The organism is Pseudomonas sp. EL_65y_Pfl2_R96, assembly GCF_963970905.1.
Taxonomy (GTDB): Bacteria; Pseudomonadota; Gammaproteobacteria; order Pseudomonadales; family Pseudomonadaceae; genus Aquipseudomonas.
Genome location: NZ_CAXAQH010000002.1, coordinates 13491 through 33313 on the forward strand (window position 1 = coordinate 13491; position 19823 = coordinate 33313).

Below are 19823 nucleotides of genomic sequence, written 5' to 3' on the forward strand. Positions count from 1 at the left end.
CCACGCATCCGAGTGAGGTTTCATACCGATGCGTGGTTCTGCGCGCCCCCTCAATTAAAGCTGGTATGTCCAAGAGCGTATTTGTTCGCGTGGATATCTCCAGGATGACTTCGCGCCTATCAGGCAGATCAGGAAGGATCGACGAATGGAAAACTTGCTTGAAAGCCTCTTTCACCTAGGTGTTGAGCTTCGCTCACAATCGGAAGAGCTCAATATTCGCTGTGAACAAGAAGGTGTTCTCAATCAATGGCTTCCGAAAATACGGCAGTATAAGAAGAGCATTATCAATTTCATCCCGGATGGGCATTGGGTAGGCCTGGACTTCTGGGAAGAAAGAAGAAAGAGCGGGATTGCAACGGTTTCACCCGTGACGTTTGCTCAAAGGCGCCTGTGGTTGATGCATGAAATGATGGGCGCCGATAGTGCGCCCTACAACGAGACCTCGATATTCTTGTGTCGGGAATCGCTGGATATCCCACGATTCAACCAGGCACTCAATGACGTCATAACAAGGCACAGTGCTTTACGTACCCGATTCGAGCAGGACGTTACCGAGCTCAACGCAGTAGTCGAAACAGGCGAGCAATATACGGTCGAGTTGGTCGACCTGCGTTTTGTACCTGGGCGTAAACGTCCATCCCTGAGAGGCCTGGTGCAGGAGCTGGCCAAGCGTCCTTTTGATTTGAATGTTGCTCCGTTGTTTCGGGTGAAGTTGTTTCGCCTGAAAGATAGTGCCTATCTCCTGTGTTTTGTGTTTCACCACATCATCACTGATCGGTGGTCGGGCAATATCATCGCCAGCGACCTAGTCACGGCTTATTTGCATCGCTGTCGGGGCGAGAAAGACTCCCCTTTGCCTTCTCTTCCCTTCAGTTTTATCGATTATGCGTACGAGGACGCCCAGGGCGGCGATCAAGCGCATCTGAAAGTGTGCACGGACTATTGGTCCGCAACACTTGCAGACTCGCCCGCTACATTGAGTTTGCCTTTGGATCGGGCACGGCCGCCGGTGCAAACCTATCAGGGCGCACGCCATCGCTTTGCTCTGAAACCTGAGACGGTTGATCGACTGGCCACACTGGGGGCACAGCATGGATGCTCAAGGTACATGTCGCTGCTGGCCATATTCGCGCTGTTTCTGTCCAAATATGCTTCGCAGAATGACGTGGTTATTGGTACCCCGGTTTCAGGTCGATCGAAGAAAGAATATGAGTCACTGGTAGGGCTGATGGTCAATACCGTCGCTTTACGTATAGAGCAGCATGACAACGACAGCTTCTATCAGTACCTCGAAAAGGTGCGTGAGGTCTGCCTGGGGGCCTTCGCTCATCAGGACTTGCCATTTGACGCCGTGGTCGATGCGGTACAACCGGCGCGATCCAAGAGTTATTCTCCGTTGTACCAAGTGATGTTCACCCATCAAGTGAACAATCGCTCGTCAGGTACGGAATCCGGATTCTTTGAAATGCTGGATTTCGATGCGCAACTGGCAAAGTTCGACTTGACGCTATCCATTGACGAAATGCCGGGCGCGGCCGTCTGCTTCTTCGAATACAACACGGATTTATTCGACGCAAGTACGATCGCCCGCTTTGCTGAGCACTTCAATAATCTTCTGCTGGACGCGATACAGCACCCGGAGAACCGTTGTTCGTCGCTGCGTTTAGAAGACCTCAATGCATCGCTTGGTCAGTTGGCCGACTGGAACATGACGGGTCGCGCCTATCCACAGGGAACCCTGGTCCATCAGCTTTTTGAACAGCAGGTGGAACGAACGCCTGATCAGGTCGCGGTAGCCAGCAAAGGTCAGCAATACACATACGCCGAGTTGAACGCGCGTGCCAATCAGTTGGCGCGCTACCTGCGGGCTCAAAGTGTCGGGCCCGACAGCCTGGTGGCGGTTTTCGTAGACCGTAGTGTTGACATGATGGTTGCGATTCTGGGGATATTGAAAGCCGGTGCCGCTTATTGCCCCGTGGATCCTGGCTACCCACTCGAGCGTATCGAGTACATGCTCGAAGATGCAGCCCCCAAGGTTGTATTGACTCAGGAAAAACATCGAGCAGCCTTGCCCGCATGCTTGGCACCCGTACTGGCGCTCGATACGCAATGGGCCTCTGTCGACCCGTACGCCCGCGATAATCTGAGCGACGTCTCTTCGCTCACTACTCCCGATCATCTGGCCTATGTCATCTACACCTCCGGTTCGACAGGAAATCCGAAAGGGGCAGGTGTTCACCATCAAGGTGTCGTGAACCTGCTGAGCTGGTATGCCAACGACTTCGCCTTGGACAATAACGATCGGTTCCTGATCGTGACCTCATTCAGTTTCGACCTGACTCAAAAGAACCTGTTCGCAAGCCTTCTCTGTGGAGGGAGGCTGTGTTTGAGCGAAGAGCCCTTCGATCCGGACGTTATCCTTGAGGAAGTGGAGTCCCTGAAAGTCACGACATTGAACCTGACACCCAGTGCCTTCTACGCTCTCGCAGAAGCGGATTCGCCAGCGGGCCAACTGTCGAGCCTGCGCCGGGTATTCCTGGGTGGGGAGCCGATCAATATGTCGCGCTTGTTGTTCTTGCGCGAGCGGTATCCCGAGCTGGAACTGATCAACTCTTACGGGCCAACAGAGTGTTCCGATGTTGTTGCGTTTTATCGCTTGAACTCGGACTGGAGTCGTTATTGCAACACGTTGCTGCCCATTGGTCAGCCGATTGCAAACACTCAACTCTATATCCTTAACTCACGGGGGCAATCACTGCCTATTGGCGTCAGTGGCGAGATTTTCGTGGGTGGTGTCGGTGTCGGGCGCGGCTACTTGAATCGGCCAGAACTGAATGAAGAGCGGTTCGTACCTGATCCTTTTCTCGGGCTGGCGGGTTCACGCCTATACAAAACAGGGGATCAGGGATTCCGCCGGGCTGACGGCACCCTAATTTACCAGGGACGCGACGATCATCAGGTGAAAATCAGAGGGTTTCGCATTGAACTGGGTGAAATCGAAGCGCAACTGGACAGTTCTCCTCATGTGAAAACGTCTGTGGTGATCGCCCGTGAGGATCATCAGGGTGATAAACGGCTGGTCGCCTACATCACCGCCAAGGAAGGTGAAACCGTTGAAATAGAGCCGTTGCGCACTTCAATAAAATCGACCCTTCCTGACTATATGCGGCCCTCGGCCTATGTTCTGCTGGAGGATATGCCGCTGACACCCAGCGGAAAACTCGACCGTCTGGCTCTTCCCGTTCCAGAGTTCTCGCATTTGCAGATGACCGCCTATGCGCCTCCAGTGGGGCCCCTGGAAATTGCACTGGCCGAAGTTTGGCAAGATATCCTGGGTATTGAAAAAGTAGGTCGTCACGACGACTTTTTCGAACTGGGTGGTCACTCGCTGCTGGCGATGCAGATGAACGGAAGGATTCGTCAGAAACTCAAGCATGAAGCCCGACTGAAGGATGTGTTTGAGTACGCGACGATTGAGCGTTTGGCGACTCGCCTTCGTGCGGTCACTCAGTCTTCCGAGCGGTCGATGGTTGCCATTTGCCGAGAGGATCCATTACCGCTTTCGTTCAGCCAGCAAAGAATGTGGGTCCTGAATCAATTTGATGGGTTAGGCAGTACTTATTCGATACCGGCTGCCGTGCTGATGAAAGGTCCGGTGCGATCGGAGGTTTTTTCGGCGGTGTTCGATACGCTTGTCGAGCGGCACGAAACCTTGCGCAGCGTCTTTCCATGTGTGGATGACACGCCTGTACAAGTGATCAAACAGGTGGTCAAAGGCTCGCTCAAGCACATCGACCTCAGTTCTGTGCCCGTTGTGGCGCGGGAAAGAGAGAGGCAACGCCTTCTCTCCAGTGAGGCGGCGGCGCCTTTTGATCTCGAGCGTGGCCCGCTCATCCGTGCCAGCCTGGTGCGTCTGGACGTGGACGAGCATTTGCTGTTGGTTACGATGCACCACATCGTTTCCGATGGCTGGTCGATGGGCGTACTTATCAACGAAGTGGCTTCGCTCTACCAGGCCTATGTGCAAGGCAAGCCATCCCCGTTACCCGAACTGCCGGTGCAATACGTTGACTTCGCCCACTGGCAACGGCAGTGGCTGGCAGGTGGGGTGCTGGCTGACCAGCTTGCCTACTGGACCCAGCGCCTGGCCGGTGCGCCAGTACTGTTGACGTTGCCCACGGACCGCCCGCGGCCGGCGATGCAGAGTTACCGTGGCGACAGCCTGACATTCAGCGTACCGGCCGCGGTCAGCGGTGGGTTGGCCGCACTGGGTAAAAAGGCCCATGGCACCTTGTTCATGGTGTTGACGGCAGCGTTCAACCTGCTGTTGTCACGCTACTCTGGCCAGAGCGACATCTGCCTGGGCACGGCGGTGGCCAACCGTACGCGGATCGAAACCGAGGCGCTGATCGGCTTCTTCACCAACACACTGGTCTTGCGGACGCAGGTCGATGAAACGGTGACGTTCGAGTCGCTGCTCGATGAAGTGCGCCAGACCACGCTGGATGCCTACGCCCATCAGGACGTGCCGTTCGAGCAACTGGTGGAGACACTCAAGCCGGTGCGTCATACCAGTCATTCGCCGTTGTTCCAGGTCATGCTGGTTTTGCAGAACGCGCCGCTGGGCAGCCTTCAATTGCCCGGCCTGGTTCTCGAACCGATGGAGATGCCGAGCACGACCGCGAAGTTCGATTTGCTGCTGGTGATGGAGGAGCGGGGCGGGGAGTTGCATGCCAGCCTTGAATACAACACCGATCTGTTCGATCGCAGCACGGTGCAACGGATGGCGCAGCATTTCACGCGTCTGCTGGAATCGGTGGTGGAGGCGCCCAACTGTCCTCTGCATGAACTGACGATGATTGATGAGGCGGAGTTGACCCGGGTCACGCTCGACTGGAACGACACCCAGGTTGATTACCCGGCGATGGCAACCTTGCAGCAGATGGTCGAAATGCAGGTGGCACGCACGCCGCAAGCCCCGGCCCTGGTATTTGAAGGGCAGGTGCTGACCTATGCGCAGCTCAATGGTCGGGCGAACCGGCTGGCCGGTTATTTGCGTGAACGAGGAGTGGGGCCTGATGTCCGGGTGGGCGTGTGCCTTGAGCGCTCACTGGAAATGGTGATTGTCCTGCTGGGGATCGTGAAGGCCGGTGGCGCGTACTTGCCGCTGGACCCTGGCTTTCCGACGCAACGCCTGGCGTACATGTTGGAAGATGCAGCACCGGCCCTGGTGCTGACCCAGGCCGCGAGCGCCGCCTGCTTGCCTGAGCACTACCCTCATACCTGGATCATCGAGGAGTCCGAGCTGGCAGGCTACAGTCTGGACAACCCGGTCACCGATACCGGTGCCCAGCACCTGGCCTATGTGATTTACACCTCCGGTTCCACAGGTCGGCCAAAAGGTGTGGCGGTGGAGCATGCCGGGATCGTCAACCGGTTGCAGTGGATGCAGGAGGCTTATCGGCTGGAAGCGACGGATCGGGTGTTGCAGAAAACGCCGTTCAGCTTTGATGTCTCGGTCTGGGAGTTCTTCTGGCCGTTGGCCTACGGTGCGACGCTAGTCGTCGCCAAGCCAGGTGGGCACCAGGATGTGGACTACCTGGCGCGGCTGATCGCACATGAAGCGATCACCACGCTGCACTTTGTTCCGCCGATGCTGGAGGTCTTTCTCACTACCGCGGACATGGCCGACTGCCGCTCGCTGAAGCAAGTGATGTGCAGCGGGCAAGCGTTGCCATTGGAGCTGCAGCAGCGGTTTTTTGAAGGTCTTCCCGACGCTGCCCTGCACAATTTGTATGGCCCGACCGAAGCGTCGGTGGACGTTACTTTCTGGACGTGCGACCCCGAGTACACGCAGGGCTGCGTGCCGATCGGACGACCGATCGCCAACACCCGGATCTATCTGCTGGATCAACAGATGAACCCGGTTCCCGCAGGCGTGGCGGGCGAACTGTACATTGGCGGGATCGGATTGGCGCGGGGCTATCTGGGGCGCGCCGACCTGACCGCCGCAGCCTTCGTGCCCGATCCTTTTGGCCCGGCGGGCGGGCGCTTGTACAAGACGGGCGACTTGGCTCGTTACCGTTCGGCGGGCGAGATCGAGTACCTGGGGCGTCTCGACCACCAGGTGAAGATCCATGGGCTACGTATCGAACTGGGGGAAATCGAGTCACGACTGGCGCGTTACCCAGGTATCCGAGAGGCGGTGGTGTTGGCGCAGGAAGATCGGCCGGGAGAAGGCCGGCTGGTGGCGTATTACACCCTGGTGAGCGGCGACGAAGCGATCGCGTTGGGCGACCTGCGCGAACACCTGGGCAGTGCACTGCCCAGCTACATGGTGCCGCACAGCTACCTGCTGCTGGCTGCGTTGCCGCTGAGCGCCAACGGCAAGCTTGATCGACGTGCGTTGCCGAAGGTAGCGAGTGGGGAAGAGGCACACCGGGCATACGAGGCACCGGTTGGCGAGGTGGAAGAGCAACTGGCGGCGCTGTGGGAAGAGATGTTGCACGTGGCGCCAGTAGGGCGTCATGACAATTTCTTTGATCTTGGCGGCCACTCGTTATTGGCGACCCAGTTGGTTTCCAGGATTCGGCGATCGTTCACTATTGAGTTGCCTTTACGCAACCTGTTTGAAATGCCGACAATCAAGAGCCTGGCCACGTACATTATCCAGGAACAACAGAGCAGTACTGGAGCCTTGCCAACGGTTACGTCGATAACGCGCAAGGAACCACTGCAATTATCCTTTGCACAGCAGCGTTTGTGGTTCATTGATCAGTTGTCGGCGGGTGATTCAACCTACAACATGACGGTGGCTCTTCAGTTATCCGGAGAGTTGGATCTCACTATCCTGGCCAGCATTTTCAACGAAATCATTCGTCGTCATGAAGTACTGCGCACCACCTTTACTACCTCTGACGGGCAGCCAAGCCTGCGTATTGCTGCAAGTCAGACGCTAGAGCTGATAATTACCGACCTGGCAGTCGACCCTCACGTCGATAAAAACCATTCGATTCAGCAAGAGCTACAGAGGGAAACACAGACTGGATTTGATCTGAGTAGCGGGCCACTCATGCGGGTGCGTTTGCTTCGCCTTGGCACCAACCAGTTTATTGCCGTGATAACGATGCACCACATCGTTTCCGATGGCTGGTCGATGGGTGTACTTATCAACGAAGTGGCTTCGCTCTACCAGGCCTATGTGCAAGGCAAGCCATCCCCGTTACCCGAACTGCCGGTGCAATACGTTGACTTCACCCACTGGCAACGGCAGTGGCTGGCAGGTGGGGTGCTGGCTGACCAGCTTGCCTACTGGACCCAGCGCCTGGCCGGTGCGCCAGTACTGTTGACGTTGCCCACGGACCGCCCGCGGCCGGCGATGCAGAGTTACCGTGGCGACAGCCTGACATTCAGCGTACCGGCCGCGGTCAGCGGTGGGTTGGCCGCACTGGGTAAAAAGGCCCATGGCACCTTGTTCATGGTGTTGACGGCAGCGTTCAACCTGCTGTTGTCACGCTACTCTGGCCAGAGCGACATCTGCCTGGGCACGGCGGTGGCCAACCGTACGCGGATCGAAACCGAGGCGCTGATCGGCTTCTTCACCAACACACTGGTCTTGCGGACGCAGGTCGATGAAACGGTGACGTTCGAGTCGCTGCTCGATGAAGTGCGCCAGACCACGCTGGATGCCTACGCCCATCAGGACGTGCCGTTCGAGCAACTGGTGGAGACACTCAAGCCGGTGCGTCATACCAGTCATTCGCCGTTGTTCCAGGTCATGCTGGTTTTGCAGAACGCGCCGCTGGGCAGCCTTCAATTGCCCGGCCTGGTTCTCGAACCGATGGAGATGCCGAGCACGACCGCGAAGTTCGATTTGCTGCTGGTGATGGAGGAGCGGGGCGGGGAGTTGCATGCCAGCCTTGAATACAACACCGATCTGTTCGATCGCAGCACGGTGCAACGGATGGCGCAGCATTTCACGCGTCTGCTGGAATCGGTGGTGGAGGCGCCCAACTGTCCTCTGCATGAACTGACGATGATTGATGAGGCGGAGTTGACCCGGGTCACGCTCGACTGGAACGACACCCAGGTTGATTACCCGGCGATGGCAACCTTGCAGCAGATGGTCGAAATGCAGGTGGCACGCACGCCGCAAGCCCCGGCCCTGGTATTTGAAGGGCAGGTGCTGACCTATGCGCAGCTCAATGGTCGGGCGAACCGGCTGGCCGGTTATTTGCGTGAACGAGGAGTGGGGCCTGATGTCCGGGTGGGCGTGTGCCTTGAGCGCTCACTGGAAATGGTGATTGTCCTGCTGGGGATCGTGAAGGCCGGTGGCGCGTACTTGCCGCTGGACCCTGGCTTTCCGACGCAACGCCTGGCGTACATGTTGGAAGATGCAGCACCGGCCCTGGTGCTGACCCAGGCCGCGAGCGCCGCCTGCTTGCCTGAGCACTACCCTCATACCTGGATCATCGAGGAGTCCGAGCTGGCAGGCTACAGTCTGGACAACCCGGTCACCGATACCGGTGCCCAGCACCTGGCCTATGTGATTTACACCTCCGGTTCCACAGGTCGGCCAAAAGGTGTGGCGGTGGAGCATGCCGGGATCGTCAACCGGTTGCAGTGGATGCAGGAGGCTTATCGGCTGGAAGCGACGGATCGGGTGTTGCAGAAAACGCCGTTCAGCTTTGATGTCTCGGTCTGGGAGTTCTTCTGGCCGTTGGCCTACGGTGCGACGCTAGTCGTCGCCAAGCCAGGTGGGCACCAGGATGTGGACTACCTGGCGCGGCTGATCGCACATGAAGCGATCACCACGCTGCACTTTGTTCCGCCGATGCTGGAGGTCTTTCTCACTACCGCGGACATGGCCGACTGCCGCTCGCTGAAGCAAGTGATGTGCAGCGGGCAAGCGTTGCCATTGGAGCTGCAGCAGCGGTTTTTTGAAGGTCTTCCCGACGCTGCCCTGCACAATTTGTATGGCCCGACCGAAGCGTCGGTGGACGTTACTTTCTGGACGTGCGACCCCGAGTACACGCAGGGCTGCGTGCCGATCGGACGACCGATCGCCAACACCCGGATCTATCTGCTGGATCAACAGATGAACCCGGTTCCCGCAGGCGTGGCGGGCGAACTGTACATTGGCGGGATCGGATTGGCGCGGGGCTATCTGGGGCGCGCCGACCTGACCGCCGCAGCCTTCGTGCCCGATCCTTTTGGCCCGGCGGGCGGGCGCTTGTACAAGACGGGCGACTTGGCTCGTTACCGTTCGGCGGGCGAGATCGAGTACCTGGGGCGTCTCGACCACCAGGTGAAGATCCATGGGCTACGTATCGAACTGGGGGAAATCGAGTCACGACTGGCGCGTTACCCAGGTATCCGAGAGGCGGTGGTGTTGGCGCAGGAAGATCGGCCGGGAGAAGGCCGGCTGGTGGCGTATTACACCCTGGTGAGCGGCGACGAAGCGATCGCGTTGGGCGACCTGCGCGAACACCTGGGCAGTGCACTGCCCAGCTACATGGTGCCGCACAGCTACCTGCTGCTGGCTGCGTTGCCGCTGAGCGCCAACGGCAAGCTTGATCGACGTGCGTTGCCGAAGGTAGCGAGTGGGGAAGAGGCACACCGGGCTTACGAGGCACCGGTTGGCGAGGTGGAAGAGCAACTGGCGGCGCTGTGGGAAGAGATGCTGCACGTGGCGCCAGTAGGGCGTCATGACAACTTCTTTGATCTTGGCGGCCACTCGTTATTGGTTGTCCAAATGATTTCCCGGATCAGGAAAACGTTTGAGGTGGAGCTACCGATCGCCGAAGTTTTCAAGTTGCCGGTTCTATCCGCGCTGTCCGATGTCATCTATCAGTCGTATCTCCAACAGTTCGACGCGTCTGAGCTGGAGCGTATCGCTGCCGAGTTTGATGGGTTGAGCGAAGCGGAGCTTCAACTGATGCTAGCCGAGAGCGATGACGATTTTGAAAGCCTCCAAGGCCAGACACTACCAGGAGAGAGTCAGTGAGTGATTTGCAAGGTATGGAAACCCGGCCATCGAACTTGGAATTGATCAAGCGTGAGCTGTTGATGAGACGGCTCAAGCAGCAACCAGCGCTTCGCGTACAGAAAGGCACCATGGCCCCGATACCGCGTGCGGACAGAACCCGGGGATGCGAGTTGTCGTGGGCCCAGGAGCGAATCTGGTTTCTGAGCCAGCTGGAAGGTGTGGGCGAGGCCTATCACATGACCTGCTTGTTAAGGCTCAGAGGAGTGCTCGATCATGGTGTTTTGCAAGCGGCACTCAACACACTGGTGGAGCGGCATGAGGCGCTGCGGACCACGTTTATCAGCGAGGAGGGGCGTCCTTTGCAGGTCACGCACCCTTCACAGAGTCTGCTGATCGATTATGTCGATTTGAGCGACCAAGGGCCGGACGTGGCTGATGCCCAGGCCCGCCAGCTCGCGCAGAAACTGTCCCGGCGGGCTTACTGTTTCGAGCAGGGGCCTTTGATTCGGTGCCAGCTTGTCTGCCTGACCGATGAACAGCACCTGCTCACGATAGCGATGCATCACATCATTTCGGACGGTTGGTCCCTCAATATTCTCATGAATGAGTTGGCGGCACTGTACAGCGCTTATTTGCAAGGTGCCGACAATCCCCTGAAGTCATTGGCGATACAGTACGGTGACTATGCGGTCTGGCAGAGAAGTGCCCTTTCAAGCGAGCTGTTGAACATTCAGTTGGATTACTGGAAGTCTCGCCTGGAGGGTGCGCCGGCGACCCTGGAACTGCCTGCGGACTTCCCTCGTCCAGCGATCCAATCGTTCACCGGTAATACGCACACAGTTGTCCTGGCCTCATCTGATCTTGAGAGGGCGAGGCAGTTAGGCAAAGACAAGGGATGGACTACGTTCATGATCATGTTGGCCACGCTTCAGCTTCTGCTGGCGCGCTGGTCGGGCCAGAACGATATTGTCGTGGGAACCGTGACTGCGGGGAGAAACCGATCTGAAACTGAGTCATTAGTCGGTTGCTTCATGAACTTTTTGCCCTTAAGGGGCAGCGTGGATTATGAACTCAGTGTGGAAGCGTTCTTGAGACAGACGCACGAACACGTGGTGACGGCTTTTACCTATCAGGAATGTCCATTCGAAAAAATCGTGGAGGCTATCAACCCGGTCAGGAATGTGGCTTACAACCCTCTGTTCAACGTGGGTTTTCTTCTCCAGAACTATCGCGATGCCGTCAGTTTTTCCCAGGGCAGCAACAATAAGGGTGGAGTTGGCGAACGCTCCCTGGTCGCCGAAATCGTCGATCTGCCTGTGGTGTCTTCACTCTTGGATTTACGTTTTGTGGCGACGGAAGAGGGCGACGGTATAAAGCTGAGCTGTGAGTACAACACGCAGTTGTTTGAAGAAAAGAGCATCAAGGACCTTCTGGGTGCCTATCAGCTGTTCTTCTCTCGATTGGTCTCGTCTTCAACGGTGCCGCTCGCCAGTTTCAAGCTTGGTGCGCCGCTGGTCGAGCAGGTCAAAGCGTCGAGAAAAAGAGAGAAGAAACTGCATGTCAACATCTCGTCCAGCTTCACTGCAGAATACATTCTCCCCGCTATCAAGTTCTGGAGCGACGCTCTGGGTTCGACGGCTGTCGTTAACTTTTCACCCTATAACCAAGTCATTCAGACACTGCTCAATCCTGCCGGGATATTTTCCAACGGTCTCGGTGACTTGAATGTCTGCTTGCTTCGCTTAGAAGATTGGCTGAATCAGGCGGACTTGAAATCCGCGACGGGGCCGTCCGTGGAAAGAATGACCGAGCAGTTGCAAAGCCATCTGCTGGAGTTTGTTCATGCGGTAAAAACATACGGTAGCCATAGCACGCGCCAGCTAATGCTTTTGTGCTGTCCATGTTCGGATGCAGTTAGGCAGGCCCCGCAACTGTATGAAGCCTTGGCGTCGGCTGAGCGGCATCTAAGTGAGCAGGTCTCATCGATGAGCAATGTGCATTGTATTCTCTCGTCTGCTTTGATTGCCCGCTGTCCGGCGCTCGAATGGAACGACAGCTATGCCGAGGAGTTGGGACATGTTCCATACACCAGTGAGGCGTTTGTCGTACTGGGTGAATCTATTCTGCGGCATTATCACGCGCTCAGTTATCCGCCGTATAAGGTGATTGTTCTAGATTGTGATAACACCCTGTGGAGCGGTGTGTGTGGCGAGGTGGGGGCAGAAGGTGTATTGCTTGACGAGCCAAGTGAAACGCTGCAGCGCTTCATGCGTGATCAGTTGGAACAAGGCATGCTGCTATGCCTATGCAGCAAGAATGTCGAGGAGGATGTGTGGGAGGTTTTCTCCAAACGCAAGGATTTTCCTTTGCAACGCGAACACTTTGTCGGCGCTCGAATAAATTGGCAGCCCAAGAGTGAAAATATCCTGAGCCTGGCGAGAGAACTGAACCTGGGAGTCGATAGCTTTATTTTTATAGATGACAACCCAGTAGAGAGCGCTGAGGTTCTGGCCAGCCTTCCCGACGTATTGACGTTGAATCTGCCTGCCGATCGCACGCAGACGGCAACCTTTCTGCAGGGCGCATGGGCTTTTGACAAAGTCCGTGTGACAGATGATGCCAAAGGTAGAGCGGCTCAATACGTGCTTAACAAAGAGCGGGATGCTTTGAGAAAAACGGCCTCGAACTTTCAGGAGTTTTTGGCGGGGCTTGAGATAAAAGTCAATCTCGGCGAAATGCGGGAAGAACAGCGACTACGCATTGCCGAGCTGACGCAGCGTACAAACCAATTCAACCTTTCTACTCGGCGGCGTAGCGTGGCCGAGATTGAAAATTTACAAAACGAAAAGGAGCTGACTTTTCTTACCGCTCAAGTTGAGGACCGTTTTGGCGACTATGGCTTGACCGGTGGCGTTTTCTATCGGGCGTGTGCCCCCGTGCTTGAATTAGATACGTTTCTCTTGAGCTGTCGAGTGTTGGGCAAGGGTGTCGAATATATTATTTTGAATAAATTGGCCACCCTCGCGCTTGAACAGGCTTGTCGATATATCATCGCGCCGTATCTACCCTCCGCAAAGAACGAACCTGTTCATAACTTCCTGATATCGTTGGGGGCGATAAGCTGCACGGGGCGTGATGGTGTTACACACTATTTTGTTATTGAAGCACGTGAGGCGCTGACGGCACGTTATGAAACCGGCTTGAGTCAGGAGGGGGGTGGTGACTTACCCACGCTGGTCGTTGCTGGCCACACCAGTCATCAGGATGCCAGGACGCGCGTGGAAAATTTGCGCAGAATTTCAGAGGCGTTCAGCGTGGCCGGAAGCGTCCTGAGTCACATCGAGAAAAACGAAGTCGCCCAAACCTCGTGCTCTCGTCAGGCGTTCGTTTGCGCATGCACGCCCATAGAAGTCGAAATGGAAAAAATATGGTGTCGCGTGCTGGGTATCGACCGAGTGAGTCGAGAGGATAATTTTTTTGAGATTGGCGGTCATTCCCTGCTGGTTATCAGGCTTTATCAATCGGTCCGTGACAAGTTCGGTGTAACCCTTCCCATGTCTACCATCTTTACGTCTCCCTCATTGAGAGCGTTTTCCAACTTGTTAGAGGCTCCTTCAATCACACATTCATTGCTGACGCCACTTGGCGGCATCGGCGAGCAGCGCATATTTTTCATTCATCCCGCAGGCGGTACGGTGTTTGGCTACAGGCCTTTGGCGCAGAGGCTGCCGCAGTCGATGAGTGCTTTCGCAATACAGTCCCCAGAGGTGGCGGGATACGACTTGGCCGATTACACCCTTGAAAGCCTGTGTGAGTGCTATGTGGAGGTGATCAATGAGTTTTACCCCGTAGGTAAGCTTCGGTTAGCGGGTTGGTCACTAGGTGGAAAAATTGCCTTTCGTATGGCGATGCTGTTCGAGTCGAGGGGACGGAAAGTGGAGTGGCTGGGCCTTTTGGACTCAGGCTTTGACACCGACTTTCATGACAGCCATGAAGCCTTCCTGGCCTCCGTTTTTCTGCACTTAAATGCGGACGATCTGATGCTAGATCCCGATTTGCGTGCTGTGCTGACGCGGGTCCAGGCGTTCGCGCGGACGATAGAGGGGGATTTTGAGCACGTTATTCGTGAAAATCCTGAATGGCTACTGGAGCATGGCGTGGCCGATCATCATTTGGAGTTCTTGCATCAGCAGTATCTTATTCAGCGTGCGCATGCCGCCTTGGACTCGCAATTCGAGCCTTATGCCATCAATGCTCCGTTGCATGTGATATGGGCGGCGGATTCGTTGCACTCGAAAGAGTCGACACCAATGGACTGGTTGTTGTGGACAAAAGAAAAGTCGGGCAGTACGCAAATGACTCTTCACGGTAGACACTCCAACGTAATCACTCTGCCAGAGAATATTGATTTGATAATAAAGTCTTGGACTTGATTGAATGGTAAGGAGCCGATAAACCTATCTACCCACGCCCTTTAAGCGGTGACATGGTGTCCACCATCAAAAGATGGTGGGCACTATCTTGGCTAGCTTTTGCGTGGGTCAGGAGTGGGTATTGAGCGTACGGTTATGGGTAGAATCCAATAGCGTAGCTTGGAATCACTCCTTCTTGACCCTTGATACACCCCAAAAACAAGACCAGAATTGAGTCCTTTCCTGCTCTGGCAAGAAAAGAAACCCCTTGGATTTCAATGGGTCGGACGCCAGATGTGAGTCTCGTTTCCCGCTCCAGATGTTGATCTACAGATGTCTACTGAGATCTGTAAGTCATTGAAAATAGAGGCTTTGGCCTCTTTTTTCGTTCCAGTGATTTCTACTGAAAACCACCCCCAGCCACGCTTTTTTTGTACATCAAAACGTACATCGAAATCCGGGCTCAGGATGTGCCAGTTTTCAGATAGATGATGCATTGCTGGAACCCGTACATCTCTCCTCAATCGATCGAGACGAGGAGATGTACATATGCCTTTGACTGATACGGCTGTTCGCCACGCAAAAAACCTCGGAAGAAATTACAGCCTCAAGGATATGGACGGCTTGCACCTATTCGTCAGTTCGACGGGTGCCAAGAGCTGGCATTTTCGTTTCACCTGGTTAGGCAAGCCGGCTCGCATCTCCTTGGGAATGTATCCGGAGTTGAGCCTTAAAGACGCTCGTTTTGCTCGCGACAATGCGCGTACCCAAGTCGCGAAGGGGATCGATCCTCGAGCCGCTCGAAGAGAGGATCGTCTCGCTGCCTTGGCTGCTGATGAGAATTCTTTTGCTGCAGTCTTTCTTGCCTGGCGAACCTTCAAGGCGGTTACATTGAAGCTCGGACGCCAAACCTCGCTTTCTCAGATTGATCGTATTTTTGCCAAAGACGTTTTGCCTTTGCTTGGGCCTCTACCTATTGCCGAGATTTCTCGTCAGCACTTGATCGAATTGCTGCGTAGGATTGAGAGTCGTCAGGCGTTCACTACCGCGGAAAAATGCCGGACCTGGCTCAACCAATTGTTCCGCTATGCCATGGTTGAAAAGGGACTGATGACCAATCCCTCAGCAGATCTCGATATTGTCGCCATTCCCAAGCCGCCAGTGACAAACAACCCTGGGAGGTATTGCGAACGGAGATAGAGCCATGTGCACCGTTGGTCTAAGGGGTTTCCACTCACCGTTCAAGCAGCAAATCCGGATACCTACCATCGTACTTTGCGATGGCTCATAACGCAGGATGCGATTGGTGTCGTTGAGGTCCGACTCACTAGAGTTGGCGCTGCACCGCGCCGTTGGTTGGCGTTTGGGGCGCCACAACAACAAGAACAAGGTATCGGCAGATGAGTGAGTCCAGATCCGGCACAGCGATCATCCCGTGCGCCAAGGGCAGGCTGTTTTTCCATGACCGTGCGAGGAGTTGGACATGCTCGTATTGAATCGCGTGCTCGGAAATCTGTCGGTTGGGGGTAAGCTATTGTTGGGTTTTGGCTTGGTGCTGCTGGTGACCCCGGGGGTCGCGCTCACGGCGTTTCGTTCCCTGGGTGTGCTGCAGCAGCGCGGTGAGCAATCGCGTCAGGAATCATCGATCCAGGCCCTGATCCTGCGTGCGCGTATCGACGAGAAAGCATTCGCCCTGGATCTCGCCCCGCAGCGCCTGGAGCAAGTCCGCGAGACGATCGGAAAACTGAATCAGCAACTCGATGATCACCCGACCAACAGCGCAACGCACGCCACCGTTCGCACGGCCGTCAGCGTTTACCTGGAGCAGTTCCTCGGCTATGCCGATTCGTTGCGTCGGGCTCGCGAAGCGCGACTGCGCATGCAGGCACTGGCGCAGACGGCTGGCGACAGTTTTACCCTGCTGTTTCTCGACCAACTGGATGCGCTTAACGCTCGGTTAGGGCAGGGGACGCCGCCGAGCAGCGATCAGATGGTGTTGCTTGAGCAGACGGCCGCGTTGCGGGATAAGCTCGCCAAGCTGCGCTACAGTGAGCTGGTGGCCGAAGTGGCCACGGCCTGGCTGACCCTGGCGGCTGACAACGAGCGCCTGCACCTGGCCCAGGAGACCTTGCGCAGCCAGCAGGCGACCTACGAATTGACCCAACGCAGCCACGCCTTGGGCGGCTCCTCCGGTCTTTCCGTGGCCCAGGCGCAAACCACCGTGGAGTCGGCGCGGGTCGACGCGGCGGCGTATGAAAGCCAGATCCTGCAGGATCGCAACGCATTGCGCCTGCTGGTGGGCAGCGACATTCCCGAAGAGTTGTTACCGGGCGCGTACCTGGAATCGGCCGCGGCGCTGGTGCAGGTGCCGGCAGAGCTGCCTTCCAGTCTGTTGCAACGACGCCCCGATGTGCTGGCCGCCGAGCACACGCTCAAGTCGGCCAATATCGACATCGGCGCCGCCCGTGCGGCGTTCTTTCCCAGCATCAGCTTGACCGCCAATGCCGGTTCCTCAAGTTCGGCCTTGTCCGGTCTCTTCAAGTCCGGCAGTGGTGCCTGGACGTTTGCCCCGAGCATCAGCCTGCCGATCTTCGATGCCGGCAGTATGTGGCAGTGAGTAAGCTCAGTTCCCACAGAGGATTTGTGGTGAACACTGAATCCATGAACCCCTGAGCCACCCTTGTGGGAGCGAGCTTGCTCGCGATAGCGTCAGCACATTCAACATCCCTGCCAGCTGATCCACCGCCATCGCGAGCAAGCTCAGCTCCCACAGGGGAATGGTGAACCATAGGAATTGGAAACTGGCTCAAGCCGCCGTCGATTTTTCCCGACAGTCACTCGCGGTGTCGCGGAATAGCCGAGGCGACATGCCGAACGTCGATTTGAAATGCCGGCTGAAGTGGGAGCTGCTGCCATAGCCCCAGGCGTAGGCGATCTCGGTGAGCGAGCGGTGGGCATGTTCCCGGTTGCGCAGGTCTTCGGCACAACGTGACAGGCGCCGCTGCCAGATGTATTCGCTGACACTGCACCCCAGTTCATCCTGGAAGGCGCGGTGCAGGCTGCGCACCGAGCACTGTTCGGCGTTGGCGATGCGTTCGATGGTCAGGTCGCGGTCGGCCAGGTGGCGCTCGATGTACGCCTTGAGGCGGTTTTGCTTGAAGAAGCGGAAGTCGTGTTCGAGTTGCTTTTCTTCCTGTTTGTTCTTCAGCGCGTTATCCAGCAGCCCGGTGATGCTGTCACCGATCAGCCCGGCCGAATGGTTGTTCAGCAAGGGGTATTGGTTGTAGGCATCGCTGATCAGGTGCATGAGCATCCGCCCCAGTCCATTGCGACCGTTAAGGTGCATGTCGGCGGTTTGCGCGAGCTGCCCGGATGCCCCCTGGAATAGCAGGATGAAGTGTTCGCAACCTTGCGTGCTGGTCACGTTGAAAGGTTTGCCGCAGTCCACCAGGAGCATTTCGTCAGGGGCCAGCACGCTGCTTTGCTGGCCCTGCTCGAAATGACTGACGCCAGCTACCTGCATGATCAACATGCGCGGCGTGTCGAGGGCGTCGATCGCTTTGCTCAGGTGGCGCGAATATCGATGGGCGCTGGCGGTCATTCGACAGAAACGCAACTGGCCCAGGTCCCCGTACTCCAGCCGACCCTGGAAGTTGCTGTCATGCAACGGGTCGATGAACGTCGATTCCAGCCGTTTTATATAGTCCGGCGTACGCCCCAGGTGATCGCTCATGAACTCTTTCCATTTCATCAGGCGGTCGGAGCGAACAACCTGATCGGTGGACACGCAGGCTAAATGGTTCATTTTTCGCCTCTATTTATTATTGTTTTCTGACGGATCGGGCAAAGGGGTCGATTTGCCCGATCCGGGTCTGATCAAGGGTGCCAAAGACTCAGAACGGGTAGTGATGGCCTCCGGGCTGCCAGGTCACCCAATGGGCACGGGTAAACTCATCCAGGGCATAGTGACCGTTGAAGCGACCGAGGCCGGAATTCTTTTCACCACCGAACGGGGCATTGGGTTGGTCATCGACGGTGATGTCGTTGATATGGGTCATGCCCGCCACAATGCCACGGGCGAAATTCAAGCCACGGGCCATGTCCCGGGTGAACACGGCGCTGGACAGGCCATACTCGCTGGCGTTCGCCAACGCCAATGCATGGGTTTCGTTTTCTGCGACCAGCAGCGGTAGCAGGGGGCCGAACGTTTCATCGCGGGCCAGTTCCTGATCGGCTGCTACTTCGCCGAACACGTGGGCCGGTAGCACCAGCCCGGATGCCGGACCGCCGCAAAGCGGCTTGAGGCCGGCACGCTGGGCACCATCGATTTTGCGCAGCAGGCCATCGAGCTGGCTCTGATTGACCACTGGCCCGATCACCGTATCCGCCAGGGCAGGGTCACCGGTCTTGAGGTTGCGCACGCGCTCTACTACCAGCGCCGCGAAATCGGCATACAGCGAGCGGTCGACGATCACCCGGTTGACGCTCATGCAGATTTGGCCCTGGTGCAGGAAACGCCCGACCACCGCAGCGTGCGCCGCAACTTCAATGTCGGCGTCATCCAGCACCACCAGCGGCGCGTTGCCGCCCAGTTCCAGGGCCACGCGCTTGATGTGTTTGCCTCCGGTGGCAATACGGCCGACATTGCGTCCCACATCCGTCGAACCGGTGAAGGAAATCAGGCTCGGCACCGGGTGCTCGACGAAGGCATCGCCGATTTCCGAGCCTGCGCCGACCACGACGTTGAGCGAACCCTCGGGGAAGCCGGCTTCTTCGAACAGGTGGGCAATCAGCAGGCCGCCGGTCACCGCTGTGTCGCTGGCGGGCTTGAGCACGATCGTGTTGCCCAGGGCGAGTGCCGGCACCACCGAGCGCATGCTCAGGTACAGCGGGAAATTCCATGGGCTGATCACGCCCACCACACCCAAGGGCTCACGGAAGACAAAACTCTGTTCGCCGGGCTTGTAGCTGGTCAGGATCCGACCTTCAACCTGCATCGGCATCGTCGTGCATTCACGCACCAGGTTCAGCGTGAATTGCCATTCCATGCTCGCCTTGATCCGGGTGCTGCCGGACTCGTGGATCAGCCAGTCGATGATCTCTTCACGGCGGTTCTGGATGACTTGGGCGAGCTTTTCAAGTTGTGCGCCGCGCTGGGTGGGGTGCAGCTGTGCCCACGCTGCCTGCGCCTGGTGTGCGGCCTGATAGGCGTCGTCGAGATCGGCAATCGAGGCCAGGGGCATCTCCAGCAATTGTTCGCCACTGAAGGGATTGCGGTCGTCCAGGCGGCGTGCGGAGCGCCCTGCACGCCAGGTGCCGTTGATGTATTGGTCGCCGTTGATGACGTAGGGTGCGAGCGGTTGAGTCGTCATGGTCTTTTACCTTTGGAGGCAGGTGGTCGCCTCGTTTAGAAATTAAGGTGC

The 19823-nt window shown here is 56.9% G+C and carries 5 protein-coding genes and 1 pseudogene; 4 read left to right on the forward strand and 2 right to left on the reverse strand.

What is annotated here, in order from left to right; translation table 11 throughout:
- Positions 1 to 145 precede the first annotated feature (145 nt).
- The 4 genes and pseudogenes from AACY49_RS03050 to AACY49_RS31740 form a co-directional block, all read left to right on the forward strand.
- Positions 146 to 10006, forward strand: a complete 9861-nt coding sequence (locus AACY49_RS03050; protein WP_339521569.1) for a non-ribosomal peptide synthetase — start codon at positions 146 to 148, stop codon at positions 10004 to 10006.
- On the forward strand, positions 10003 to 14421 hold the full coding sequence (locus AACY49_RS03055; protein ID WP_339521570.1) for an HAD-IIIC family phosphatase: 4419 nt from the start codon (positions 10003 to 10005) through the stop codon (positions 14419 to 14421). Before AACY49_RS03050 ends, AACY49_RS03055 begins: the two co-directional genes overlap by 4 nt.
- A 528-nt stretch (positions 14422 to 14949) precedes the next feature.
- Complete coding sequence (locus tag AACY49_RS03060; RefSeq protein WP_339521571.1) at positions 14950 to 15600, forward strand: tyrosine-type recombinase/integrase; 651 nt, start codon at positions 14950 to 14952, stop codon at positions 15598 to 15600.
- Between the two features lie 283 nt (positions 15601 to 15883).
- A pseudogene (locus AACY49_RS31740) lies at positions 15884 to 17005 on the forward strand (TolC family protein); the annotation flags it as partial.
- A gap of 201 nt (positions 17006 to 17206) precedes the next feature.
- On the opposite strand, the gene AACY49_RS03070 reads toward AACY49_RS31740, so the two are convergent.
- Together AACY49_RS03070 and AACY49_RS03075 are read right to left on the reverse strand one after the other, a co-directional pair.
- The gene (locus tag AACY49_RS03070) at positions 17207 to 18205 is read right to left on the reverse strand and encodes a helix-turn-helix domain-containing protein (RefSeq protein WP_258700288.1); all 999 of its coding nucleotides are present in this window, start codon (positions 18203 to 18205) and stop codon (positions 17207 to 17209) included.
- Between the two features lie 88 nt (positions 18206 to 18293).
- Complete coding sequence (locus AACY49_RS03075; RefSeq protein WP_339521572.1) at positions 18294 to 19772, reverse strand: aldehyde dehydrogenase family protein; 1479 nt, start codon at positions 19770 to 19772, stop codon at positions 18294 to 18296.
- Positions 19773 to 19823: the final 51 nt, after the last annotated feature.

Excerpts from the sequence above, each read along its gene's own strand:
- AACY49_RS03050 (WP_339521569.1), top strand. The coding sequence starts at position 146 with ATGGAAAACTTGCTTGAAAGCCTCTTTCACCTAGGTGTTGAGCTTCGC.
- AACY49_RS03060 (WP_339521571.1), top strand. The coding sequence starts at position 14,950 with ATGCCTTTGACTGATACGGCTGTTCGCCACGCAAAAAACCTCGGAAGA.
- AACY49_RS03070 (WP_258700288.1), bottom strand. The coding sequence starts at position 18,205 with ATGAACCATTTAGCCTGCGTGTCCACCGATCAGGTTGTTCGCTCCGAC.
- AACY49_RS03075 (WP_339521572.1), bottom strand. The coding sequence starts at position 19,772 with ATGACGACTCAACCGCTCGCACCCTACGTCATCAACGGCGACCAATAC.